This is a genomic window from Ornithinimicrobium sediminis, assembly GCF_021272345.1.
GTDB lineage: Bacteria > Actinomycetota > Actinomycetes > Actinomycetales > Dermatophilaceae > Ornithinicoccus > Ornithinicoccus sediminis_B.
Genome location: NZ_JAJSDQ010000005.1, coordinates 40287 through 64786 on the forward strand (window position 1 = coordinate 40287; position 24500 = coordinate 64786).

Below are 24500 nucleotides of genomic sequence, written 5' to 3' on the forward strand. Positions count from 1 at the left end.
GTCTAGGGAGGTCGTCCGTCCGGCACAGCCGGGGGTCACACAGAGATCGGCACGTCGCTGGCACGCACCGGGAAGGGCAGTGTGCTCGCACCTCCGGTGAGGTACTCGTCGACGGCCGACGCGCAGGCGCGGCCCTCGGCGATGGCCCACACGATGAGCGACTGGCCCCGACCGGCGTCGCCGGCCACGAAGACGCCCGGGCGGTCGGGTGCGGCGTACCGGTCGTCCCGCACGAGGGCGCCGCGGCTCGTCCGGGGCAGCCCGTCCGCGTCGTCGACGAGCCCGTCCGGGCCGGTGAAGCCCAAGGCGACCAGGACCAGCTGAGCCGGCACCTCGCGCTCCGTGCCGGCGTAGGCGTCGAAGCGGCCGTCGATCCGCTCTCCGTCGACGATCCGCACGGCGACCGCTGCTCCGTCGGCGCCGGGCAGCACCTCGAGGGTGTTGACGCCGAAGACCCGATCCCCGCCTTCCTCGTGCGACTCCCCGACGCGGTGCACGAGGGGGTACATGGGCCACGGGTGGTGCTCGGTCCGCTCGTCAGGGGCCTGCGGCCTGATGTCCAGCTGGGTGACACTGCGTGCCTTCTGCCGGATCGCCGTCCCGTAGCAGTCGGCCCCGGTGTCACCTCCGCCGATGATGACGACGTCCTTGCCCTCTGCGGAGATGCCGCTCTCGGCACCGAGGGCCTCCCGGTTGGCGGGCACGAGGTAGTCCATCGCCGCATGGACGCCGGGCAGCTCGCCCCCCGGCACCCCGAGGGGCCGCGGCACGGTCGAGCCGGTCGCGATGACGACGGCGTCGAAGCGCTCCCGCAGCTCGTCCAGGCTCAGGTCCCGTGGGCCGTCGCCGCCGATCGTGACGCCGGTGTGGAAGCGGATGCCCTCGCCCCTGAGCTGGACGAGACGTCGGTCCAGCACCGCCTTCTCCATCTTGAACTCCGGGATGCCGTAGCGCAGCAGACCTCCGACGGCGTCGTCGCGCTCGAACACGATGGCCGTGTGGCCGGCTCTGCTCAGCTGCTGGGCAGCGGCAAGGCCGGCGGGGCCTGACCCGACGACGGCGACGGTCCTGCCGCTGAGCCACTCCGGCTCGTGCGGTGTCACCAGCCCGTTGTCGAACGCACGGTCGATGATGGAGACCTCGACCTGCTTGATGGTCACGGGGGGCTGGGTGATGCCGAGCACACAGGACGTCTCGCACGGGGCAGGACACAGCCGACCGGTGAACTCCGGGAAGTTGTTGGTGGCGTGCAGCCGTTCGATCGCCTCGCGGTAGTTGCCCCGTCGGGCCAGGTCGTTCCACTCGGGGATGAGGTTGCCCAGGGGACAGCCCTGGTGGCAGAACGGGATGCCGCAGTCCATGCACCGGCTCGCCTGTCGGCGCAGCACCGCGTCGTCCTGCGGGGTGTGCACCTCGTGCCAGTCCATGATGCGGACCGGGACCGGGCGACTGGGCTGGGGCTCGCGCTCGGGGTGCTTCAGAAAGCCTTTGGGGTCAGCCATGGGACTCCTCCAGGATGAGCTGCCAGGCGTGCGGGCCGTCGGGGTCCTCGCCCCGGTGCTCGGCGTCGGCACGGATGCGCAGGACGTTGGCGTACTGCCGTGGGGTGACCTTCGTGAACCGCCGCAGCGACTCGGGCCAGGTGTGCAGAAGAGCGGTGGCCACCGTCGAGCCGGTGTCCTCGAGGTGGTCCTGCACCAGCCGGTGCAGCGTGTCGGCGTCGGCAGACCCCTCGACCACCGGGTCGAGCGTGAGGTCACCCGAGGTCCGCGCCTGGATGTTGACGCGGTCGGGCACCAGGTCCAGGACGTAGGCCGTGCCGCCGGACATGCCGGCACCCAGGTTGCGCCCGGTCCGGCCGAGGATCACGGCGGTGCCCCCGGTCATGTACTCCAGCCCGTGGTCACCGACCCCCTCGACGACCGCGGTGGCCCCGGAGTTGCGGACGCAGAAGCGCTCACCGACGCGGCCCCGGAGGTGGATGCGGCCGGACGTGGCCCCGTAGCCGATGACATTGCCCGCGACCACCTGCTCGGCAGGGTCGAAGCGCGCGTCCTCGGTGGGGCGGACGACGATGTGCCCACCGGACAGGCCCTTGCCGACGTAGTCGTTCGCGTCGCCGACCAGCCGCAGGGTGACGCCCCGTGGCAGGAAGGCGCCGAAGGACTGGCCGGCCGAGCCGCGCAGGGTGAAGTCGATCGTGCCCTCGGGCAGCCCGTCCGGTCCACCGTGGGTGGTGACCTGGTGTCCGAGCATGGTGCCGACGGTCCGGTTCACGTTGCGCACGGCGAACTCACCCGTGGTGGGGGTGCCGTCCGTGAGCGAGGGACGGGCCGCAGCGATGAGCTGGTGGTCCAGGGCACGGTCGAGCCCGTGGTCCTGCACGGTGGTGCGACGCAGCGGCGTGCCCTCCGGGAGCTCGGGTCGGTGCAGCACCGGAGCCAGGTCCAGGCCGGAGGCCTTCCAGTGGTCGACCGCGCGGTCAACGTCCAGCAGGTCGGCGCGTCCGATGATCTCGTCCAGGGAGCGGTAGCCGAGCTCGGCCATGAGCTCGCGGACCTGCTCGGCGATGAACTCGAAGAAGGTGACGACGAACTCGGCCTTGCCCTGGTAGCGCGCCCGTAGCTCGGGGTTCTGCGTGGCGACGCCCACCGGACAGGTGTCGAGGTGGCAGACCCGCATCATCACGCACCCGGACACCACCAGAGGAGCCGTGGCGAAGCCGAACTCCTCGGCGCCCAGGAGCGCTGCGACGAGGACGTCCCGCCCGGTCTTCAGCTGACCGTCCACCTGCACCGTGATGCGGTCGCGCAGACCGTTGACGAGCAGGGTCTGCTGCGTCTCGGACAGGCCCAGCTCCCACGGCGTGCCGGCGTGCTTGAGCGAGGTGAGCGGGCTGGCTCCGGTGCCGCCGTCGTGCCCCGAGATCAGGACGACGTCGGCGTGTGCCTTGGAGACGCCCGCCGCCACCGTGCCGACGCCCACCTGGCTGACCAGCTTGACGTGGACGCGAGCCTGCGGGTTCGCGTTCTTCAGGTCGTGGATCAGCTGGGCGAGGTCCTCGATGGAGTAGATGTCGTGGTGCGGCGGCGGCGAGATGAGCCCGACGCCCGGGGTCGAGTGACGGGTGCGCGCGACCCACGGATAGACCTTGCCAGGGGGCAGCTGGCCGCCCTCGCCGGGCTTGGCGCCCTGGGCGACCTTGATCTGGATGTCGTCGGCGTGGACCAGGTAGGCGCTGGTGACGCCGAACCGGCCGGAGGCGACCTGCTTGATCGCCGAGCGCCTGGTCGGGTCGAGCAGACGCTCGACGTCCTCCCCGCCCTCACCGGTGTTGGAGCGGCCGCCCAGCTGGTTCATCGCGATGGCCAGGGTCTCGTGGGCCTCCTGGGAGATGGACCCGTAGCTCATCGCGCCGGTGGAGAAGCGCGCCACGACCGCGCTGACCGGCTCGACCTCCTCCAGCGGGACCGGCTCGCGGTCCGGACGTGTCCGGAACAGGCCCCGGAGCGTCATCAGCTGCTCGGACTGCTGGTCGACCAGGTCCGTGTACTGCCGGAAGATGTCGTACCGCTTCGTGCGCGTGGCGTGCTGCAGGCGGAAGACGGTCTCGGGGTTGAACAGGTGGGGTGGGCCCTCACGTCGCCACTGGTACTCCCCGCCGGTCTCGAGGTCGCGGTGGTAGGGGGTGATGCCGGAGAGCGGGTAGGCGACCGAGTGGCGCTGACGCACCTCCTCGGCGATCACGTCGAGGTCCACCCCGTCGATCTGGCTCGTGGTGCCGGTGAACCAGCGGTCGACGACGTCGCGTGCCAGCCCGACGGCCTCGAACGTCTGGGCGCCCCGGTAGGACGACACGGTGGAGATGCCCATCTTGGACATCACCTTGAGGACACCCTTGCCGAGCGCCTTGATGAGGTTGCGGATCGCCACCTCCGGGTCCAGCCCGTCCAGCTGCCGGCCGGACCGGCACAGGTCCTCCACCGACTCCATCGCCAGGTACGGGTTGACGGCAGCCGCCCCGTAGGCGACGAGCAGCGCGACGTGGTGCACCTCGCGCACGTCGCCCGCCTCGACCAGCAGGCCGACCCGGGTGCGGGTCCGCTCGCGCACCAGGTGGTGGTGCACGGCGCTGGTCAGCAGCAGCGACGGGATGGGTGCGTGCTCGCGGTCGGCGTGCCGGTCGGAGAGCACGACGAAGAACGCGCCGCGGTCGACGGCCTCGGAGACCTGCGCGCAGATCTCGTCCAGCCGCTCCTCCAGGGCCTCGGCCCCACCGTCGACACGGTAGAGCCCCCGCACCACCACGGGTGCGAAGTCGGGGTGCTGTCCCTCGAAGTTGATGTGGCGCAGCTGGGCGAGCTCGTCGTTGTCGATGACCGGGAAGTCCAGGACGACCTGCCGGCAATGTGCCGGCGACTCCTCCAGCAGGTTCTGCTCAGGGCCTGTCGAGCCTCCCAGCGAGGTGACGATCTCCTCCCGGATGGCGTCCAGCGGTGGGTTGGTCACCTGGGCGAAGGCCTCGGTGAAGTAGTCGAAGAGCAGCCGCGGGCGGTCCGAGAGCGCAGCGATCGGGGTGTCCGACCCCATGGCGCCGAGAGGCTCGATGCCGGCCTGGGCCATCGGTGCCACGATCACCCGCAGCTCCTCCTCGGTGTAGCCGAAGATCTGCTGGCGGCGGGTGACCGAGGCGTGGGTATGGCGCACGTGTGCGCGCTCGGGAAGGTCGGCCAGGCGGACGAGGTTGTCCTCCAGCCACTGGCCGTAAGGTGCTGCCGACGCCAGGTCGGCCTTGAGGGCGTGGTCGTCGACGATCTCGCCGGCGGACGTGTCGACGAGCAGCATGCGGCCCGGCTCCACCCGCCCCTTGCGCACGACGGCGCTCTCCGGGATGGGCAGGACGCCGGACTCGCTGCCGAGCACGACGAGGCCCTCGTCGGTCACCCAGTAGCGGGACGGGCGCAGTCCGTTGCGGTCGAGGACCCCGCCGACGAGGCTGCCGTCGGTGAAGACCAGGTTCATCGGGCCGTCCCAGGCCTCCATGAACATGGAGTGGAACTCGTAGAAGGCCCGCAGCTCGGGGTCCATCTCGGTGTTGTTCTCCCACGGCTCGGGCACCATCATCAGCACCGCGTGCGGCAGGGACCGGCCACCGAGGTGCAGCAGCTCCAGCACCTCGTCGAAGGTGGCTGAGTCGCTCGCGCCGGGCGTGCAGATGGGCAGCACGTCCGAGAGCTCCCCGGGGAAGACCTCGCTGTGCAGGTTGCTCTCGCGGGCGTTCATCCAGTTGCGGTTGCCGCGGACAGTGTTGATCTCACCGTTGTGCGCGATCATCCGGTAGGGGTGGGCCAGGGGCCACGAGGGGAAGGTGTTGGTGGAGAAGCGCGAGTGCACGACCGCCAGGGTGGAGGCGTAGCGCTCGTCCCGCAGGTCCGGGAAGAAGGCGGGCAGCTGGTCGGTGGTCAGCATGCCCTTGTACGTGATGGTCCGCGCGGAGAGCGAGACGGGGTATGCCGTGGTCCGCCGCTCGACGGCCTTCCGCGCCAGGTAGCACCGGCGCTCCAGGGCCAGGCCCTCCTCGCCGCCAGGACCACGGACGAAGACCTGACGCATGACGGGCATGACGGACTGGGCCATGGGGCCGACCAGGCCTGCGTCCACGGGCACGTCCCGCCAGGCGAGCACGGTGAGCCCGGCGGCAGCCAGGGTCGAGGTGACCTCATCCTCGGTGGCCTGGCGTGACAGGTCGGCAGGCAGGAAGAGGATGCCGGCGGCATACTGCCCTTCAGGCGGCAGCTCGGTGTCCAGGACCGCGCGGAAGAACGCGTCCGGGATCTGGGTGAGGATGCCGGCACCGTCACCGGAGCCGGGCTCGGCGCCCACCGCGCCGCGGTGGTCGAGGTTGTGCAGGGCGGTGAGGGCGTGCTGCACGATGTCGTGCCCGGGCGTGCCGCGCAGGGTGGCGACGAACGCGACACCGCAGGCGTCGTGCTCGTGCGCGCCGTCGTAGAGACCCTGTGGCGGGTGGCCGAGGCCGGGGGGAGGAGTCGCTGCGCTCATGATCACCGTTCGTAGGCAGGACGACAGGAGCCGTCGTGTCGAGACGGTCGGGACGACGCTGGCCCGACAGGTTGCGCAATGATAGCGGCGGCGCCTGTCAGTGGGGCGACCTACCATGCTGTCCGTGTCCACCTCGAGCCCTGCCGTCCGACCCCGCCACGACCGACTCGTCGTCCGCGGTGCCCGCGAGCACAACCTCAAGGACGTCTCTGTCGACATCCCGCGTGACGCGCTGGTGGTGTTCACCGGCCTGTCGGGCTCGGGCAAGTCCTCGCTGGCGTTCGACACGATCTTCGCGGAGGGCCAGCGGCGCTATGTGGAGTCCCTGTCGGCCTACGCCCGACAGTTCCTCGGACAGATGGACAAGCCGGACGTCGACTTCATCGAGGGGCTGTCGCCGGCGGTCTCCATCGACCAGAAGTCGACCAACCGCAACCCGCGTTCGACCGTCGGCACCATCACCGAGGTCTACGACTACCTGCGCCTGCTCTACGCCCGGGTCGGCCACCCGCACTGCCCGGTCTGCGGGGAGCCCGTGGGAAGGCAGACACCTCAGCAGATCGTGGACCGTCTCGTCGAGCTCCCCGAGGGCACCCGCTTCCAGGTGCTCGCGCCGGTGGTCCGGGCCCGCAAGGGGGAGTTCGTCGACCTCTTCTCGGAGCTGCAGACCAAGGGCTTCGCCCGGGCACGTGTCGACGGTGAGGTGGTGCAGCTCGCGGCACCTCCTGCGCTGGAGAAGCAGAAGAAGCACACGGTCGACGTCGTGGTCGACCGGCTGGTGGCCAAGGGGGACGACACCAAGGCCAAGCGTCGCCTGACCGACTCCGTGGAGACCGCGCTCGGGCTGGCGGGGGGGATCCTCGTGGTCGAGTTCGTGGACGCTGCCGACCCCGCGCGCAACCCGCACGGGCTCCCCCCGGAGCGCCGCTTCTCCGAGCGCATGGCCTGCCCCAACGACCACCCGCTGGCGATGGACGAGATCGAGCCCAGGTCGTTCTCGTTCAACAGCCCGTTCGGCGCCTGCCCGGCCTGCACGGGCATCGGGGTGGAGCTGGAGGTCGACCCCGAGCTCGTCATCCACGACCCGGACCAGAGCATCCGTGACGGGGCGATCACGCCCTGGTCCAACGCGCAGGGGCTCACCGACTACTACCTGCGGGTCCTCGGTGGGCTGTCCGACGACCTGAAGTTCTCGCTGGACTCCCCGTGGCGGTCCCTGCCGGGACGGGCCCGTGACGCCATCCTGCAGGGCTACCGGCACAGGGTGCACGTGCGCTACCGCAACCGGTTCGGCCGCGAGAGGTCGTACTCGACCGGCTTCGAGGGGGTCATCCCCTACATCAAGCGCAAGCACGGCGAGACCGACTCCGACAGCAGCCGGGAGCGCTACGAGGGCTACATGCGGGAGGTGCCCTGTCCGACCTGCAAGGGGGCACGCCTCAAGCCGGAGTCGCTGGCGGTCCTGGTCGGCGGGCGCACGATCTCCGAGGTGTGCGCCCTGCCGATCGAGGAGTCCGCAGCGTTCCTGACCTCCCTGGAGTTCACCAGCAGGGAGCTGCAGATCGCCGAGCGCGTCATCAAGGAGATCGACGCACGCATGGGCTTCCTGCTCGACGTGGGGCTCGACTACCTGTCCCTGGACCGGCCGGCCGGCACCCTGTCCGGCGGTGAGGCTCAGCGCATCAGGCTCGCGACCCAGATCGGGTCCGGCCTGGTGGGCGTGCTCTACGTCCTGGACGAGCCGTCGATCGGTCTGCACCAGCGCGACAACCACCGCCTGATCGAGACCCTCACGCGCCTGCGGGACCTCGGCAACACCCTGATCGTCGTCGAGCACGACGAGGACACGATCGCGGCATCCGACTGGGTGGTGGACATCGGCCCGGGGGCCGGTGAGCACGGCGGCCATGTCGTGCACTCCGGCACCGTGCGCGAGCTGCTGGAGCACCCGACATCCATCACCGGCGAGTTCCTCTCCGGACGACGCTCCATCCCGGTGCCCCCGCAGCGGCGTCCCCAGGACGGACGGGTGGTCAAGGTCGTGGGTGCCCGTGAGCACAACCTCGACGGGGTGTCCGTGGGCTTCCCCCTCGGCAACCTCGTCGCCGTGACGGGCGTCTCGGGCTCGGGCAAGTCGACGCTCGTCAACGAGATCCTCTACAAGGTCCTCGCCAACCAGCTCAACGGTGCCAGGCACGTCCCCGGTCGGCACCGCCGGATCGAGGGCCTGGACCAGCTCGACAAGGTGGTGCACGTCGACCAGAGCCCCATCGGCCGCACCCCGCGGAGCAACCCCGCCACGTACACCGGGGTGTTCGACCACGTCAGGCGCCTGTTCGCCGAGACGACCGAGGCGAAGATCCGCGGCTACCAGCCCGGGCGCTTCTCCTTCAACGTCAAGGGCGGGCGCTGCGAGGCCTGCAGCGGGGACGGCACCCTCAAGATCGAGATGAACTTCCTGCCCGATGTCTACGTGCCGTGCGAGGTGTGCCACGGCGCCCGGTACAACCGGGAGACCTTGGAGGTGCACTTCAAGGGCCGCACCGTCGCCGACGTGCTCGACATGCCGATCGAGGAGGCGGCGGAGTTCTTCGCCGCGGTGCCCGCGATCAGCCGGCACCTGCGCACCCTGGTCGACGTGGGGCTGGGCTACGTGCGGCTCGGGCAGCCTGCGCCGACGCTCTCCGGTGGGGAGGCCCAACGCGTCAAGCTCGCCTCGGAGCTGCAGAAGCGGTCGACCGGGCGCACCATCTACGTGCTGGACGAGCCGACCACGGGCCTGCACTTCGAGGACATCCGCAAGCTCCTGGCCGTGCTGCAGGGCCTGGTCGAGAAGGGCAACACGGTGATCGTCATCGAGCACAACCTGGACGTCGTCAAGTCTGCGGACTGGGTCGTCGACATGGGCCCCGAGGGCGGCACCGGCGGCGGGAGGATCGTCGCCGAGGGCACGCCGGAGGACGTCGCCCACCGCAGCGGGAGCCACACCGGGCGGTTCCTCGCACCCCTGCTGGCGCACAACCGGGTGCAGCAGACGCCTGCATGAGCGTCGTGCCGGCCACACCCGTCCACACTGGAGGACACATGAGCACCGAGCCCCTCGCCGGGACCGAGACCGGCACCGGCCGTCGACCCGACCCGGCGCGGCGCGGGGTGCTGCGCGCCGCGGCCGCCTCACCGCTGGTCCTCGCCGGCTGCGGTGCCGGTGAGGACGCGGCGACCGACGTCGAGGACGCCTCGACCGGCACCGCTGCCTCCGGTGACAGCACCGTGCTCGCCCAGGTCTCGGACGTCCCGGTCGGCGGGTCGGTCTTCCTGCGGGACGCCGAGGTCATCGTGACCCAGCCCGCGGTCGGTGAGCTCCGGGCTTTCGAGTCCCGCTGCCCGCACCAGGGGTGTGCGGTGTCCGGGTCGGAGGAGGGGCAGCTCGTCTGCCCCTGCCACGGAAGCCGGTTCGACCTCGACACCGGGGAGGTCCTGCAGGGTCCTGCCGAGCGAGGGCTGAGGCCCAGACCGGTGCGGGTGCGGGACGACGCGGTGGTCCTCGAGGAGGGCCGCTGACATCGGTGCACTCCTGAGACCTGGTGGGTGGATGCATGGCTGACCCCACCACCTACCGCCCCCGACCGGGCGAGATCCCCACGGACCCCGGTGTCTACCGCTTCCGTGACCAGCACGGGAGGGTGATCTACGTCGGCAAGGCCAAGTCGCTGCGGTCACGGCTGAGCTCCTACTTCCAGGACCTGGCCGCCCTGCACCCGCGGACCCGCTCCATGGTGCTGACCGGCGCCAGCGTGGAGTGGACGGTGGTCCGCAACGAGGTGGAGGCGCTGCAGCTGGAGTACTCCTGGATCAAGGAGTACGACCCGAGGTTCAACGTCAAGTACCGGGACGACAAGTCCTACCCCTACCTGGCGGTCACCATGGGGGAGGAGTTCCCGCGGGCCCAGGTCCTGCGCGGAGCCAAGCGGCCCGGCACCCGCTACTTCGGGCCGTACACCCATGCCTGGGCGATCAGGGAGACCCTGGACCAGCTGCTCCGGGTGTTCCCGTTGCGCACCTGCAGCAAGGGGGTCTTCAAGCGTGCCTCCCAGGTGGGCAGGCCCTGTCTGCTGGGCTACATCGACAAGTGCTCGGCTCCCTGCGTGGGCCGGGTCGACCCCGCGGAGCACCGGGCCATCGCCGAGGACTTCTGCGACTTCATGGCCGGCAACACGGGCCGTTTCGTGCGCCGGCTCGAGGACAGGATGAAGGCGGCGAGCAAGGAGCTCGACTTCGAGACCGCCGCACGTCTGCGCGACGACATCGGCGCGCTGCAGCGCGCGCTCGAGCGCTCGGCGGTGGTGCTGAGCGACGCGACCGACGCCGACGTCTTCGCCCTCGCCGACGACGAGCTCGAGGTGGCCGTGCAGGTGTTCCACGTCCGGGGCGGACGGGTGCGTGGGCAGCGCGGCTGGGTGAGCGAGAAGGGTGCCGAAGGGATGGGCGACATCGTCGAGCACCTGCTGCAGCAGGTCTACGGCGGAGAGGGCGGAGAGGCCGTGCCGCGGGAGGTCCTCGTCCCGTTGCTGCCGGCCAACGCCCCCGAGATGGCCTTGTGGCTGGGGGGGCTGCGCGGCAGCAAGGTCGACGTGCGGGTCCCGCAGCGTGGCGACAAGCGGGCGCTCATGGAGACGGTCGAACGCAACGCCCAGCAGTCGCTGGCACGCCACAAGGTGACCCGTTCGGGTGACCTCACCCTGCGCAGCCAGGCGCTGCAGGACCTGCAGCAGACGCTCGAGCTGGACGACGCGCCGCTGCGAATCGAGTCCTTCGACATCAGCCACGTCCAGGGCACGGACGTGGTCGGCTCCATGGTGGTCTTCGAGGACGGGCTGCCCCGCAAGTCGGAGTACCGCCGCTTCATCGTGCGCCAGGGCACCGGCGACGACACGGCTGCGATGAACGAGGTCCTCACCCGCCGTTTCCGACACCTCACACAGGCCCCGTCGCCGGAGCCGGAGCCGGACGGTCGCCCGGGCAGGTTCGCCTACCCGCCGCAGCTGGTCGTCGTCGACGGCGGACTGCCCCAGGTCAACGCGGCCCAGGCCGCGCTCAGCGAGGTAGGGGTCACCGATGTCGCCGTGATCGGGCTGGCCAAGCGTCTGGAGGAGGTGTGGCTGCCGGGCTCGGAGTTCCCGGTGGTCCTCCCACGCACCAGCGAGGCGCTCTACCTGCTGCAGCGCGTGCGCGACGAGGCCCACCGCTTCGCCAACGCCTTCCATCGCCAGCGCCGCTCGCGGTCGATGACGGTCAGCCGACTGGACGGCATACCAGGGCTGGGCCCGGCCCGCCAGCAGGCGCTGCTCGCGAAGTTCGGCTCCGTGAAGCGGCTGCGGGAGGCCGAGCCCGAGCAGCTGCAGGAGGTGCCGGGGATCGGTCCGGCTCTCGCCGAGGCCGTCAGCCGACGGCTGCGGTCCCAGGACCAGGCGCCCGCCGTTAACCTGAGCACCGGAGAGGTCCTGGAGTGAGAGGCGAGCAGATGACGGCAGCAGCCGAGACCGGGCCTGACCCCCGGCACCGGGAGTTCATGATCCTGACCGGGATGAGCGGGGCAGGTCGCACCACCGCGGCGGACGTCCTGGAGGACCGTGGCTGGTACGTCGTGGACAACATCCCGGCCCGGATGCTCGTCGAGCTCGTGGCGCTCACCGAGGAGGACACCGACACCAGCCAGCGCGTGGCGGCGGTCGTCGACGTGCGCAGCCGCAACTTCGCGGCGGACTTCGCCCAGGCCGTGAGCAACCTGAAGGCCCACGGGTGGAACCCCCTCATCGTCTTCATCGACGCGACCGACGAGTCCCTGGTGCGCCGTTTCGAGGCGGTGCGCCGGCCCCACCCTCTCCAGGGGGACGGGCTGCTGCTGGACGGGATCCGCCAGGAGCGCCGTCTGCTCGCGGACTTCAGGTCGGGGGCCGACGTGGTCATCGACACGACGAACTACAACGTCCACCAGCTGAGCGCCAAGGTCGACGAGCTGTTCAGCAACGAGGTCGAGACCCGGCTCCGTCTTGCCGTGCTGTCGTTCGGCTTCAAGTACGGCATACCGCTCGACGCGGATATCGTCCTGGACCTGCGCTTCCTGCCCAACCCCTACTGGGACCCCGAGCTGCGCAGCTTCACCGGGCGTGACGCGCCGGTGCGCGACTACGTCCTGGGCCGGCCCGGGGCCCAGGAGTACATCGGGCATGCCGAGGCGCTGGTGCGCACCTCCGTGACCGGCTACCTGGCCGAGGGCCGGCGGCACGTGACCGTGGCGGTGGGATGCACGGGCGGCAAGCACCGCTCGGTGGCCACGGTCGAGGAGCTGGTCCGCCGGCTCGGTGACATGGGCGGGGTCCAGATCACCAGCTTCCACCGCGACCTGGGGCGCGAGTGACCGGCCCCCGGGTCGTGGCGATGGGCGGGGGGCACGGGCTCTCCGCATCGCTGCAGGCCCTGCGCCACCTCAGCGAGCAGATCACGGCCGTGGTGACCGTCGCCGACGACGGGGGCTCGAGCGGCCGGCTGCGCCAGGAGTTCGACATCCTGCCTCCCGGTGACCTTCGGATGGCGCTGGCGGCCCTCGTGGAGGACACCGGATGGGGCCACCAGTGGGCGGCGGTCCTGCAGCACCGTCTCGGGGGCACGGGGGAGCTGGCCGGGCACGCCCTGGGCAACCTGCTGCTGATGAGCCTGTGGGAGCTCACCGACACCCCGGTCCAGGCCCTGGACGTGGCGGGGCGCCTGCTCAACATCCGCGGTCGGGTGCTGCCCATGGCCTCGATCCCGCTCGACATCGAGGCCACCGTGGTGGGTGTCGACCCCGACGACCGCTCGACCCAGGGGACGGTCAGAGGACAGTCGGACGTGGCGGCGTGCCCGGGGCGCGTGCTCGGCGTGCGGCTGCTGCCCGAGGACCCACCGGCCAGTCCGGAGGCGGTGGAGGCGATCATGCTGGCGGACTGGGTCGTGCTGGGTCCGGGCTCCTGGTTCACCTCTGTGATGCCCCACCTGCTCGTGCCCGACCTGCGCCGTGCGCTGGAGCAGACGCCAGCACGGCGCATCCTGACCCTCAACGTGGGCCTCAACGACGACGAGACCCAGGGCTTCTCGGCCGCCGAGCACGTGGAGGTGCTCAGCGCCCACGCACCGGACCTGCACTTCGACTACGTGATCGCCGACCCTCGCGTGGTGCGCTCCGACGAGGACGTGCTCCGTGGGGTGTGCTCGGACCTCGGAGCCGAGCTCTTCGTCTCCTCGGTGGGCAAGCTGCGGGCCAACGGCCAGCACGACACACTGCGACTGGCGGCGGCCTACCGTGACGTCATGTCGTTCGACCACAGCAGCACACGACGGGGAGGGTGACGCATGGCGATGACCGCCAAGGTCAAGGACGAGCTCAGCAGGTTACCGGTCACGAAGACGTGCTGCCGCAAGGCGGAGGTCTCCACCATGCTGCGCTTCGCCGGGGGGCTCCACATCGTCGGTGGCCGCATCGTCATCGAGGCCGAGCTCGACACCGCGCAGTCGGCGCGACGCCTGCGCTCGTTCGTGCACGAGGTCTACGGTACGTCCACGGAGATGGTGGTGATGAGCGCCGGGGGCCTGCGCAAGTCCACGCGGTATGTCGTCCGCGCAGCCCAGGACGGCGAGGCGCTCGCCCGGCAGACGGGGCTGATCGACCATCGCGGCCGTCCCGTGCGGGGCCTGCCGCCCCGGATCGTGGGGTCGTCGGTGTGCGACGCCGAGGCCGCGTGGCGGGGTGCCTTCCTGGCGCACGGCTCGATCACCGAGCCCGGACGCTCCTCCGCGCTGGAGATCACCTGCCCCGGGCCGGAGGCCGCGCTGGCACTCGTCGGCGCTGCGCGCCGCCTCGGCATCACGGCGAAGGCGCGGGAGGTGCGGGGCGTCGACCGTGTGGTGCTGCGGGACGGCGACGCCATCGGCGCCATGCTCACGCGGCTGGGGGCCCACGACGCCGTGCTGGCCTGGGAGGAGCGACGGATGCGGCGCGAGGTGCGGGCGACGGCCAACCGGCTGGCCAACTTCGACGACGCCAACCTGCGACGCTCCGCCCGGGCGGCCGTGGCCGCCGGCGCACGCGTCGAGCGGGCGCTGGAGATCCTCGGGGAGGAGGTCCCCGAGCACCTGAGGGTCGCCGGACAGCTGCGTCTGGAGCACAAGCAGGCGAGCCTGGAGGAGCTCGGCGGGCTCGCCGACCCACCGATGACCAAGGACGCCGTGGCGGGGCGGATCCGCCGTCTGCTCGCCATGGCGGACAAGCGCGCCGAGGAGCTCGGGATCGACGGCACGGAGTCCAGCCTGACCCCGGAGATGTTCGAGGAGTGACCACGCCGGCTGCCCGTGTGCGTGCCGGTGGCTGACGAGGGGGGTCCGGCTGCCGACACGGGGCCGGTATCCCATAGGTTGGGAGCGACACCGACCGGTGCAGAGGGCTGCACCGGCAGACCGTCTAGGAAAGGTGGACCCGATGACTGTTCGGGTAGGGATCAACGGATTCGGCCGGATCGGCCGCAACTTCTTCCGCGCCGTGCACGCCTCCGGCGCCGACATCGAGATCGTGGGTGTCAACGACCTCACCGACAACGCCACGCTGGCGCACCTGCTGCGCTACGACTCGATCCTGGGGCGGCTGGACGCCGAGGTGACGGCCACCGAGGACGCGCTGGTCGTCGACGGCACCGAGATCAAGACCTTCGCCGAGCGCGACCCTGCCAACCTGCCCTGGGCCGACCTGGGGGCCGACGTCGTGCTCGAGTCGACCGGCTTCTTCACCGAGGCATCCAAGGCGCAGGCGCACATCGACGGCGGCGCCCGCAAGGTGATCATCTCGGCGCCCGCCAAGAACGAGGACATCACCGTCGTGATGGGGGTCAACCACGACCTCTACGACCCGGAGCAGCACCACATCATCTCCAACGCCTCCTGCACCACCAACTGCCTGGCCCCGATGGCCAAGGCCCTCAACGACGACCTCGGGATCGTCAAGGGCCTCATGACGACCATCCACGCCTACACCCAGGACCAGAACCTGCAGGACGCCCCGCACAAGGACCTGCGGCGCGCCCGGGCGGCAGCACTCAACATCGTGCCGACCACGACCGGTGCCGCGAAGGCGGTCGCGCTGGTCCTGCCGGACCTCAAGGGCAAGCTGGACGGCTACGCGCTGCGCGTCCCCGTCGCCACCGGGTCAGCCACCGACCTGACCTTCGAGGCGGGTCGCGAGACCTCGGTCGAGGAGGTCAACGCGATCGTCAAGGCCGCGGCGGAGGGGCCGCTCAAGGGCTTCCTGCGCTACACCGAGGACCCGATCGTGTCCAAGGACATCGAGACCGACCCGGCCTCGTGCATCTTCGACGCCGGGCTCACCAAGGTCCTCGGCAACCAGGTGAAGGTCGTCGGCTGGTACGACAACGAGTGGGGCTACTCGAGCCGCCTCGTCGACCTGGTCACCCTCGTCGGCAAGAGCCTCTGAGCTCATGCGCACCATCGACTCCCTCGGGGATCTGCGCGGCAGGCGTGTCCTGGTGCGCAGTGACCTGAACGTCCCTCTCGACGGAAGCCGCATCACCGACGACGGACGCGTCCGTGCCTCGGTGCCCACCATCCGGCGTCTTGCCGACGCCGGTGCCCGGGTGGTCGTCTGCGCGCACCTGGGCCGGCCCAAGGGTGCTCCGGAGGAGAAGTACTCCCTGCGCCCGGTCGTGCAGCGGCTCGGCGAGCTGCTGGGCCACCCCGTGGCGTTCGCCGAGGAGACCGTCGGGCCGGTCGCCGAGCAGGCCGTGGGCGCGCTCGGCGACGGGGAGGTGCTGGTCCTGGAGAACCTGCGCTTCAACGCCGGAGAGACGGCCAAGGACGACTCCCGGCGCCGTGCCTTCGCCGAGCAGCTGGCCGGTCTGGCCGACGCCTACGTCAGTGACGGCTTCGGTGTCGTGCACCGTGCACAGGCGAGTGTCTACGACATCGCCCACCTGCTCCCGAGTGCGGCCGGTGGGCTGGTGGTGGACGAGGTCGAGGTCATGCGGCGTCTGCGTCAGGACCCGGAGCGGCCGTATGCCGTGGTCCTGGGTGGCGCGAAGGTGAGCGACAAGCTCGGCGTGATCGAGTCGCTCATCGGGGTCGCCGACCGGCTGCTGGTCGGGGGCGGGATGGTGTTCACCTTCCTCAAGGCGCAGGGCCACGAGGTCGGCACCAGCCTGCTCGAGCCGGACCAGGTCGACACGGTCCGGGGCTACCTGGCACTGGCGGAGGAGCGGGGCGTCGAGATCGTCCTGCCCACCGACATCGTGGCCGCCTCGGCCTTCTCGGCGGACGCGGACTTCGACGTCGTGCCGGCTGACGCCATCCCGGCCGACCGGATGGGGCTGGACATCGGCCCCGCCTCGGCGGAGGCGTTCGCTCACGCGCTGGCCGATGCGCGCACCATCTTCTGGAACGGGCCCATGGGTGCCTTCGAGATGGAGCCCTTCGCCGACGGCACGGAGGCCGTGGCCAAGTCCATGGCCGAGCGCACCAAGGACGGTGCGCTGACGGTGGTCGGCGGCGGTGACAGCGCCGCTGCGGTCCGCCAGCTGGGCTTCGCCGACGACCAGTTCGGCCACATCTCCACCGGGGGAGGGGCCAGCCTCGAGTACCTCGAGGGCAAGAAGCTCCCCGGCCTGACCGTTCTGGAGGACGCATGAGCAGCCGCACCCCGCTGATGGCGGGCAACTGGAAGATGAACCTCGACCACCTCCAGGCCACCCACCTGGTCCAGAAGCTGGACTGGAGCCTGAAGGACGGCAAGCACGACTTCGCCGCCGTGGAGGTGGCCGTGCTCCCCCCGTTCACCGACCTGCGCTCCGTGCAGACGCTGGTCCAAGGGGACCGGCTGGAGCTCCGGTACGGCGGGCAGGACCTGTCCCAGCACGACTCCGGGGCCTACACCGGCGAGATCTCCGGTGCCTTCCTGTCGAAGCTGGGATGCGAGTACGTCGTCGTCGGGCACAGCGAGCGCCGTGCGCACCACGCCGAGAGCGACGACGTCGTCGCGGCCAAGGTGCGTGCCGCGCTGCGGCACGGTCTCACGCCGATCCTGTGTGTGGGGGAGCAGCTGGACGTCCGCCAGGCGGGCACCCACGTCGACCATGTCGTGGGACAGCTGCGGGCCGCCCTCGAGGGGCTGGAGGCGGAGCAGGTGGCCGCCACGGTGATCGCCTACGAGCCCGTCTGGGCGATCGGGACCGGCGAGGTCGCCACGCCCGAGGACGCCCAGGAGGTGTGCGCAGCGGTCCGCAGCGCCGTGGGCGAGCTCGCCGGCCCGGAGGTCGCCGCAGGCATCCGGGTGCTCTACGGCGGCTCGGTCAAGCCCGGCAACGTGGCTGCGATGATGACCCAGGAGGATGTCGACGGGGCGCTGGTCGGCGGAGCCTCGATCAGCGTGGACGACTTCTCCGCGATCTGTCGCTACCGGCAGCACCACGGGGCCGGGTCGCCCTGACAACTGCGTTACCCTGTCAGTCGCCCGTTCCTCGGTCCGAGGGCGGGCGACTGACCACGTCCACCGCAGTCAGCGGTGGGAGCTCCGACCGTAAGGTGTGACCCCGTGACCGCTGTCCGGATCTTCCTCGATGTGCTGCTCGTCGCGAGCGGCATCTTCCTGGTGCTGCTGATCCTCATGCACAAGGGACGTGGTGGCGGTCTGTCCGACATGTTCGGCGGTGGCATGTCGAGCAGCCTCGGTGGCTCGTCGGTGGCAGAGCGCAACCTCAACCGCATCACCGTCGCCATGGCACTGGTCTGGGTGACCTCCGTCGTGGGCATCGGCATCCTCATCCGCTTCGGCTGAGCGTCCGCTGAGACGACCCGGCGCCGCCCTGTCCTGCCGCTGGGGTAACCTGCGTCACAGACATCGTCAGGTGTCCGGTGGCACACGCACCGTCGGCGCACAGCGAGGAGCATCACGTGGTCGGGACCAACGCCATCCGGGGGAGCCGGGTCGGAAGCGGCCCCATGGGGGAAGCCGAGCGTGGCGAGAGCGCTCCTCGGGTCCATGTCTCCTACTGGTGCAGCAACGGTCATGAGTCCAGGCCGAGCTTCTCCCGCGAGGAGGGTCTGGAGATCCCGCAGACCTGGGACTGTCCGCGCTGCGGTCTGCCGGCAGGGCAGGACAAGGACAACCCGCCGTCGGCACCGCGGACCGAGCCCTACAAGACCCACCTGGCCTACGTGAAGGAGCGACGTTCGGCCGCCGACGGCGAGGAGCTCCTCGACGAGGCACTCAAGGCGCTCCGGGGCAGGACCGGCGGGGCCTGAGGTCAGGCAGCCTGGGGCGCGGTCAGGAGCCGGGCGCCAGCTCCTCGGCGGCGGCCTCGTCGAGCCACCACACCGTCTCCTCGCTGCCACGCACCCAGGTGGCGGGATGCCGGTGGTCGTCCGTCATGCTCCGCACCGTCGAGACGGCTTCGGCCTTGTCCTCACCGGTGACGACCAGCCAGGCCGCCCGCGCCGCCCTCAGGGCCGGCACGGTCAGGGAGACCCGCAGCGGCGGTGGCTTGGGGGAGCCGGTCACCGGCACCGTGCTGCTGTCGTCGACCTCGAGCTCGTCGCGACCAGGAAAGAGACTGGCGACGTGGGAGTCGAGCCCCATGCCCAGCAGGAGCACGTCGAACCGCGGCACGGCAGCCTCCCCCTCGTCGCCGGCGAACGCCGCCAGCTGTTCGGCATAGTCGGCTGCGGCCGCTGCCAGCTCGTCGGGGTCCTCTCCCGCAGGGACGCGATGGACCTGGCCCGACGGCACGCCGAGCCGGTCCAGCCCGGCGTCGACGGCCTGCTGGTCGTTGCGATCGGGGTCGCCCTCGGGGACGAACCGCTCGTCGCCCCACCAGATGTGCACGTCCCGCCAGACCCCCGCACCTTCGGAGATGTCCGCCAGGGCCCGCACTGTCGCCGCGCCCATCGACCCGCCGGTCAGCACCAGATGGCCGATGCCTCGGCTCTCCACGGCTGCCTCGAGGCGGGCCACGGCCGCGGAGGCCACGGCCGCCGCCACGGCGGGGGCGTCCGGGCCCACCCGCACCTGGGAGGAGACGCGTGAGTCGGCGTCGACGTAGGACAGCCCCTGGCACAGCGAGCGGGCGTACACCTCGTCGGCGTCCAGACGGCGCAGCTCGGCAGCGAGCGCCTCCGGCAGCCCGGGCTCCAGCAGGGCGACCTCGCGGGTCGGCTGCCCCGGCTGGGACAGGGCCGCCAGCTGTCCTTCCAGGCGGACCAGCTCGACCGCACCGGAGGAGCGCTCCAGCCGGACCCCCACCAGACCCGTGCCGGGCTCGGCCTCCTCCCGGTGCACCGGCGTCCGCAGGGACACGCCGAGCCACCCGGCCAGGAGGTCTGCGCTGGGACATCCGGGCTCCGCAGTCACCGTCGCGGAGGTCACGGACTCGTAGGGCGGGTGGTCCAGGGCGGCGGCGAGCAGAGCGCGCCAGCGGGTGATCCGGGTCCAGGTCAGGTCGGTGTCACCGCTGCGGTAGTGGTGGGACCGGCGCTGCAGCTGCTCGCCGGGGTGACGGCAGTGCTGCGCGTCGGTGATGCGGCGCAGGGCGATCCGTCCCAGGGGCGACCCGGCGACGTCCTCGGGAGGGTCGCCGGGCCACCACCCGACGATGGGGGAGTCCGGGAGCAGGAGGGGGGTGACGACGGAGTCGCCGTGGCCGGCCAGACCCCCACCCAGGCGCAGCACGATGATCTCGCTGGCGCCGGCGTCACCCCCGACCCGGATCTGGGCGTCCAGCCGGTCCTGGCCGTCCCCGTTGCTACTGACGAGCACGATGATCCTCGCCGGGTGCTGCCGGGTGGCGTCGTTGGCGACCGAGACGGCCTCGTCTGCGCCGCGCTCCCCGACGACCACGAGCAGGGTGAGGACGCGGCCCATCGCCATCGCGCCCACGCTGTTGCGCAGCTCGATCAGCTTCTTGCCCACGTCCTTGGTCGTGGTCTCGGGCAGGTCGACGATCACGGCAGCCTCCACTCGCGCCCGTCCCGGCGCATCAGCTCGTCCGCCTGCGGCGGTCCCCACGTCCCTGCGGGGTAGTCGTGCGGTGCCCGGTCGTCGGCCTCCCAGTGCGCGACGATGGGGTCCAGGATCTTCCAGGAGAGCTCGACCTCCTCGTGACGGGGGAAGAGCGGTGGGTCGCCCAGCAGCACGTCGAGGATGAGCCGTTCGTAGGCCTCGGGGCTGGACTCGGTGAACGACGCGCCGTAGCCGAAGTCCATGGTCACGTCGCGCACCTCCATCTGCGTGCCCGGGACCTTGGAGCCGAAGCGCATCGTCACACCCTCGTCGGGCTGCACGCGGATGACGATCGCGTTGTGCCCCAGCTGTTCGGTCGCCGTGCTGGTGAACGGCAGGTGGGGTGCCCGCTTGAAGACGACGGCGATCTCCGTCACCCGCTTGCCGAGCCGCTTGCCCGTCCGCAGGTAGAACGGCACGCCGGCCCAGCGGCGCGTGTGCACGTCCACGGTGACCGCTGCATACGTCTCGGTGGTCGAGTCCTCGGCCACACCGTCCTCCTCGAGGTAGCCGCCCACCAGCTCACCTCCCTGACGGCCGGCGGTGTAGCGGCCCCGGCAGGTGGCCGCGGACAGGTCCTCGGGCAGCCGGACAGAGGTCAGCACCTTCTCCTTCTCGGCACGCACGGCATCGGCGGTGAAGCCCACCGGCTCCTCCATGGCGGTGAGGGCCAGCAGCTGCAGCAGGTGGTTCTGGATGACGTCCTTCGCCGCGCCCACCTCGTCGTAGTACCCCGCCCGGCCGCCGATCCCGATGTCCTCGGCCATGGTGATCTGCACGTGGTCGACGTAGTTGGCGTTCCAGACCGGCTCGAAGAGCTGGTTGGCGAAGCGCAGCGCCAGGAGGTTCTGCACCGTCTCCTTGCCCAGGTAGTGGTCGATGCGGAAGACGGAGTCCGGCGGGAACACGGACTCCACGATGTCGTTGAGCTCCTGGGCGCTGGACAGGTCGTGGCCGAAAGGCTTCTCGATGACCACCCTTCGCCAGGTGCCGGGACGCGGGTCGCTGAGACCCGAGGCCTGGAGCTGCTCGCAGACCGGGGCGAACCAGCCCGGGGGGATGGACAGGTAGAAGGCATGGTTGCCGCCGGTGCCCCGCTCCTCGTCCAGGGCCGTGACCGTGCGCGCGAGCTGGGTGAAGGCCTCGGTGTCGTCGAAGGCCCCCTGGACGAACCGGAAACCCTCGGCCAGGCTGCGCCAGACGTCCTCCCTGAAGGGGGTGCGGGCGTGCTTGCGCACGGAGTCGTGCACGACCTCGGCGAAGTCCTGGTCGTCCCAGTCCCGCCGCGCAAAGCCGACCAGGGAGAACCCTGGCGGCAGCAGGCCGCGGTTCGCCAGGTCGTAGATCGCGGGCATGAGCTTCTTGCGGGCAAGGTCGCCGGTGACACCGAACATGACCATGCTGCACGGGCCGGCGATCCGGGGCAGCCGCTTGTCGTCGGGCTGGCGCAGCGGGTTGTGCTCGGCAGTGACGACGGGCAGGCCAGGCTCGACCATCAGCCCTCCAGGGTGCGACGGACCAGGTTGAGCCCGTCCGTGTGGTCGGTGAGGTGCAGGCACAGGACCGGCCGGCCGAGGTCGCCGAGCACCGCGGCGTCTCCCGCTGCCTGGGCTGCGATGAGCTGGCCGAAGGTGAAGTCCTGCTCGGGGACCGGGAGGTCCTCGATCGGGTCGGCGGTGATCTGCAGGTAGACCCCCGTGGGAGGTCCGCCCTTGTGCAGCTGACCGGTGGAGTGCAGGAACCGTGGGCCCCAGCCGAAGGTGACCGGTCGACCGACGCGCTCGGTGAGCACCTCACGGACGTCGGCGACGTCGGGGTGCACGGCACGGTCCAGGTAGGCCATGACCGCGACGTACCCGGTCTGCGGGTCGACGCGGGCCAGCAGTGCCTCGAGCGCCGAGGACAGCGCGTCCTCCGCGGCCGGGGACCACCACCTCCCCCCCGTGGTGCGGATCTGCACGGGGCCGTCCGTCGCCTCGGGCTCCCCGACAGCACCCGTCCCGGCCTGCATCCGCTCGCGAGCCGCGTGCTTGGCGGACTCGACGTCGGGCTGGTCGAAGGGGTCGACGCCCAGCAGGTGCCCCGCGACGGCGGTGGCCGCCTCCCAGAGGAGGAACTGTGCACCGAGCGGACCGGCGACGTTGACCACTGATCCGGTGACCTCTGCCGTCGGTGTCGGGTCGACGTCGTCCTCACTGTCCGAGGGGTCGGCGGTGAACGCCACGACGGCGAGGTCGGAGACATCGGTGATGGCTGCGGTGGGGTCGTTGTCGGTGCCGACGACGACGGGCAGCAGCCCGGTGCCGTCCTTGCCGGTGCTCTCGGCCAGCAGCTGCTCGGCCCAGTCGGCGAAGCCCACGATGCCTGAGCCCTGGTCGGTGAGCAGCAGCTTGTCGCGCAGCGGCTGCGTGCCCCCGAGAGCAGCGCCCAGCCGCAGGGCCGGGTTGGCCACGTCGTCCTCCGCGAGCAGGTCGGCGACCTCCTCGGCCTCGTCGAGCAGCCGTTCGACGTCGACCCCGGCCAGGCCGCTGGGGACGAGACCGAAGGCGCTCAGCGCCGAGTACCGTCCCCCGAGGTCAGGCTCCGCATGGACGACGGTGTACCCGCCGACACCGGCGCTGTGGTCAAGGGGGCTGCCGGGGTCGGTGACCACCACGATCCGCTCGGTGGGGTCGATGCCGGCCCGCTCGAAGGCCTCGACGAAGACCCGGCGCTGGGAGTCGGTCTCGACGGTGCCTCCCGACTTGGAGGACACGACGACCGCGGTCTGCTCGACCCTCTCCCGGACTGCGCCCCGGACCGCGTCAGGGTCCGAGGAGTCCAGGACGACCAGGTCGACCCCGGCGGTGGCACAGATCACCTCGGGGGCGAGCGAGGAGCCACCCATCCCGCACAGCACGATGCGCTGCACCCCTCGCCCGGTGAGCTGGTCCCGCAACGCAGCGATCTGTCCCAACAGGGGCCGTGAGCTGCGCGGCAGGTCGACCCAGGCGAGCCGCCGGGACGCCTCCTCCTGGGCGTCGCTGCCCCACAGGGACGTGTCCCGGGCAAAGAGACGGGAGGCGAACCTCTCCTCGACCAGAGCGGGCAGGTGGCGCTCCACCGCCGTGGCAGCGTCACCCAGCGCCTCGATGAGCAGTGCGTTCACGTGGCCTCTCCGGCGGCCTTGTCCAGCTCACCCCGCACGGTGTCGAGCAGCTCGTCCCACGACGTCGCGAACTTCTCGACCCCCTCCCGCTCGAGCAGCCCGACGACCTCCGTGTAGGAGACACCCGCCCGCTCGAGGGCGTCCAGGGTCTCCTGTGCCGCGGCATACCCGCCGGTGACCGTGTCCCCACTGATCCGGGCGTGGTCGGCGGTGGCGTCCAGCGTCGCTGCCGGCATGGTGTTGACGGTCTGCGGCGCCACCAGCTCGGTGACGTACATGGTGTCGGGGTAGTCCTCGTTCTTGACGCCCGTGGAGGCCCACAGCGGACGCTGCACGTGCGCACCGTCGTCGGCGAGGTTCTGCCAGCGGGGCGTGGAGAAGACCTCCTCGAACGCCTGGTAGGCCAGCCGTGCGTTGGCCAGGGCCACCGTGCCCTTGAGCGAGAGCGCCTCGTCGGTGCCGATCTCGTCGAGACGCCTGTCGACCTCGGAGTCGACGCGCGAGACGAAGAACGAGGCCACGGAGTGGATCGTCGACAGGTCGTGCCCGTGCTGGCGGGCCTGCTCGAGGCCGGTCAGGAAGGCGTTCATCACGCCGCGGTAGCGGTCGAGGGAGAAGACCAGGGTCACGTTGACGCTGATGCCGTGCGCCAGGGTCTGGGTGATCGCCGGGAGACCCTCCACCGTGGCCGGGATCTTGATGAACAGGTTGGGACGGTCGATCTCGGCCCACAGCCGCTGTGCCATCTCGACCGTGCCCGCGGTGTCTGCGGCGAGGCGCGGGTCCACCTCGATCGACACCCTGCCGTCGACGCCGTCGGTCGCGTCGTGGACCGGACGCAGGATGTCGCACGCGTCCCTCACGTCGCGCGTGGTCAGGGCGAACACCGCGTGCTCCACGTCCGCCCCCTGCGCGGCCAGCTCGCGGACCTGCTGGGAGTAGGCATCGCCCTCGGCGAGGGCCGCAGCGAAGATCGTGGGGTTCGTCGTGACCCCGACGACATGCCGCTCGTCGATGAGGGCCTGCAGGTCGCCCTCGGTGATCATCGGCCGGTTGAGGTCGTCCAGCCAGACCGACACCCCGGCGGCGGACAGCGCCGCCAGGGGGGTGTCCGCCGGTGCCTGACGGGCGTGCTCCGCCGCGCCGGCGTTGGGGTTGGGGGTGGTCTCGGTGCTCGGGGTGTGCTCGCTCGCGGTCATGGTG

17 protein-coding genes are annotated in these 24500 nt (G+C 71.1%); 11 read left to right on the forward strand and 6 right to left on the reverse strand.

Going from position 1 to position 24500, the window contains the following annotated elements; all coding sequences use genetic code 11:
* Positions 1-35: 35 nt before the first annotated feature.
* A complete protein-coding gene (locus tag LVO85_RS12165; protein ID WP_232747754.1) occupies positions 36-1502 on the reverse strand; it encodes a glutamate synthase subunit beta in 1467 nt (488 codons plus the stop codon).
* Positions 1495-6060 (reverse strand): glutamate synthase large subunit, encoded by a 4566-nt coding sequence (gene gltB / locus LVO85_RS12170; protein WP_232747755.1) that lies wholly within the window; start codon positions 6058-6060, stop codon positions 1495-1497. Before gltB ends, LVO85_RS12165 begins: the two co-directional genes overlap by 8 nt.
* Positions 6061-6175: 115 nt before the next feature.
* On the opposite strand from gltB, the gene uvrA reads away from it, so the two are divergent.
* The 11 genes from uvrA to LVO85_RS12225 all read left to right on the forward strand — a co-directional run bounded on the left by uvrA (position 6176) and on the right by LVO85_RS12225 (position 18396).
* Positions 6176-9106, forward strand: coding sequence for an excinuclease ABC subunit UvrA (uvrA, locus tag LVO85_RS12175; protein ID WP_269813420.1), 2931 nt, complete (start codon positions 6176-6178; stop codon positions 9104-9106).
* A 38-nt stretch (positions 9107-9144) separates the two neighbouring features.
* Complete coding sequence (locus LVO85_RS12180; RefSeq protein WP_232747757.1) at positions 9145-9621, forward strand: Rieske (2Fe-2S) protein; 477 nt, start codon at positions 9145-9147, stop codon at positions 9619-9621.
* A gap of 35 nt (positions 9622-9656) precedes the next feature.
* Positions 9657-11570, forward strand: a complete 1914-nt coding sequence (gene uvrC / locus LVO85_RS12185; RefSeq protein ID WP_232747758.1) for an excinuclease ABC subunit UvrC — start codon at positions 9657-9659, stop codon at positions 11568-11570.
* Between the two features lie 11 nt (positions 11571-11581).
* Positions 11582-12478 carry an RNase adapter RapZ gene (gene rapZ, locus LVO85_RS12190; protein ID WP_232747759.1) on the forward strand — a complete coding sequence of 299 codons (897 nt, stop codon included), beginning with the start codon at positions 11582-11584 and terminating at the stop codon, positions 12476-12478.
* The gene (locus tag LVO85_RS12195) at positions 12475-13446 is read left to right on the forward strand and encodes a gluconeogenesis factor YvcK family protein (RefSeq protein WP_232747760.1); all 972 of its coding nucleotides are present in this window, start codon (positions 12475-12477) and stop codon (positions 13444-13446) included. Before rapZ ends, LVO85_RS12195 begins: the two co-directional genes overlap by 4 nt.
* Before the next feature lie 3 nt (positions 13447-13449).
* The gene (gene whiA / locus LVO85_RS12200) at positions 13450-14430 is read left to right on the forward strand and encodes a DNA-binding protein WhiA (RefSeq protein WP_232747761.1); all 981 of its coding nucleotides are present in this window, start codon (positions 13450-13452) and stop codon (positions 14428-14430) included.
* Positions 14431-14572: 142 nt separating this feature from the next.
* Positions 14573-15577 carry a type I glyceraldehyde-3-phosphate dehydrogenase gene (gene gap / locus LVO85_RS12205; RefSeq protein WP_232747762.1) on the forward strand — a complete coding sequence of 335 codons (1005 nt, stop codon included), beginning with the start codon at positions 14573-14575 and terminating at the stop codon, positions 15575-15577.
* A gap of 4 nt (positions 15578-15581) precedes the next feature.
* On the forward strand, positions 15582-16784 hold the full coding sequence (locus LVO85_RS12210) for a phosphoglycerate kinase (protein WP_232747763.1): 1203 nt from the start codon (positions 15582-15584) through the stop codon (positions 16782-16784).
* Entirely contained in the window at positions 16781-17581 is an 801-nt protein-coding gene (gene tpiA / locus LVO85_RS12215; RefSeq protein ID WP_232747764.1) for a triose-phosphate isomerase, read from the forward strand. Before LVO85_RS12210 ends, tpiA begins: the two co-directional genes overlap by 4 nt.
* Positions 17582-17686: 105 nt before the next feature.
* Entirely contained in the window at positions 17687-17929 is a 243-nt protein-coding gene (gene secG / locus LVO85_RS12220) for a preprotein translocase subunit SecG (RefSeq protein WP_232747765.1), read from the forward strand.
* Positions 17930-18045: 116 nt separating this feature from the next.
* Entirely contained in the window at positions 18046-18396 is a 351-nt protein-coding gene (locus tag LVO85_RS12225) for an RNA polymerase-binding protein RbpA (protein ID WP_232747947.1), read from the forward strand.
* A 22-nt stretch (positions 18397-18418) separates the two neighbouring features.
* Here the strand turns inward: LVO85_RS12225 and pgl are convergent, their stop codons facing one another.
* The 4 genes from pgl to tal are packed head-to-tail and all read right to left on the reverse strand — an operon-like array spanning position 18419 to position 24496.
* A complete protein-coding gene (gene pgl / locus LVO85_RS12230) occupies positions 18419-20095 on the reverse strand; it encodes a 6-phosphogluconolactonase (RefSeq protein ID WP_232747766.1) in 1677 nt (558 codons plus the stop codon).
* Entirely contained in the window at positions 20092-21645 is a 1554-nt protein-coding gene (zwf, locus tag LVO85_RS12235) for a glucose-6-phosphate dehydrogenase (RefSeq protein WP_232747767.1), read from the reverse strand. The genes pgl and zwf overlap by 4 nt, the downstream gene beginning before the upstream one ends.
* Positions 21645-23297 (reverse strand): glucose-6-phosphate isomerase, encoded by a 1653-nt coding sequence (locus tag LVO85_RS12240; protein WP_232747768.1) that lies wholly within the window; start codon positions 23295-23297, stop codon positions 21645-21647. Before LVO85_RS12240 ends, zwf begins: the two co-directional genes overlap by 1 nt.
* A complete protein-coding gene (gene tal, locus LVO85_RS12245; RefSeq protein WP_232747769.1) occupies positions 23294-24496 on the reverse strand; it encodes a transaldolase in 1203 nt (400 codons plus the stop codon). The genes LVO85_RS12240 and tal overlap by 4 nt, the downstream gene beginning before the upstream one ends.
* Positions 24497-24500 lie beyond the last annotated feature (4 nt).

Bases quoted from the DNA above. Each gene is read 5' to 3' on its own strand.
- tal (WP_232747769.1), bottom strand. From the start codon at position 24,496: ATGACCGCGAGCGAGCACACCCCGAGCACCGAGACCACCCCCAACCCC.
- tpiA (WP_232747764.1), top strand. From the start codon at position 16,781: ATGAGCAGCCGCACCCCGCTGATGGCGGGCAACTGGAAGATGAACCTC.
- LVO85_RS12165 (WP_232747754.1), bottom strand. From the start codon at position 1,502: ATGGCTGACCCCAAAGGCTTTCTGAAGCACCCCGAGCGCGAGCCCCAG.
- uvrA (WP_269813420.1), top strand. From the start codon at position 6,176: ATGCTGTCCGTGTCCACCTCGAGCCCTGCCGTCCGACCCCGCCACGAC.
- rapZ (WP_232747759.1), top strand. From the start codon at position 11,582: ATGACGGCAGCAGCCGAGACCGGGCCTGACCCCCGGCACCGGGAGTTC.
- gap (WP_232747762.1), top strand. From the start codon at position 14,573: ATGACTGTTCGGGTAGGGATCAACGGATTCGGCCGGATCGGCCGCAAC.
- uvrC (WP_232747758.1), top strand. From the start codon at position 9,657: ATGGCTGACCCCACCACCTACCGCCCCCGACCGGGCGAGATCCCCACG.
- whiA (WP_232747761.1), top strand. From the start codon at position 13,450: ATGGCGATGACCGCCAAGGTCAAGGACGAGCTCAGCAGGTTACCGGTC.
- LVO85_RS12180 (WP_232747757.1), top strand. From the start codon at position 9,145: ATGAGCACCGAGCCCCTCGCCGGGACCGAGACCGGCACCGGCCGTCGA.
- zwf (WP_232747767.1), bottom strand. From the start codon at position 21,645: ATGGTCGAGCCTGGCCTGCCCGTCGTCACTGCCGAGCACAACCCGCTG.
- gltB (WP_232747755.1), bottom strand. From the start codon at position 6,060: ATGAGCGCAGCGACTCCTCCCCCCGGCCTCGGCCACCCGCCACAGGGT.
- LVO85_RS12210 (WP_232747763.1), top strand. From the start codon at position 15,582: ATGCGCACCATCGACTCCCTCGGGGATCTGCGCGGCAGGCGTGTCCTG.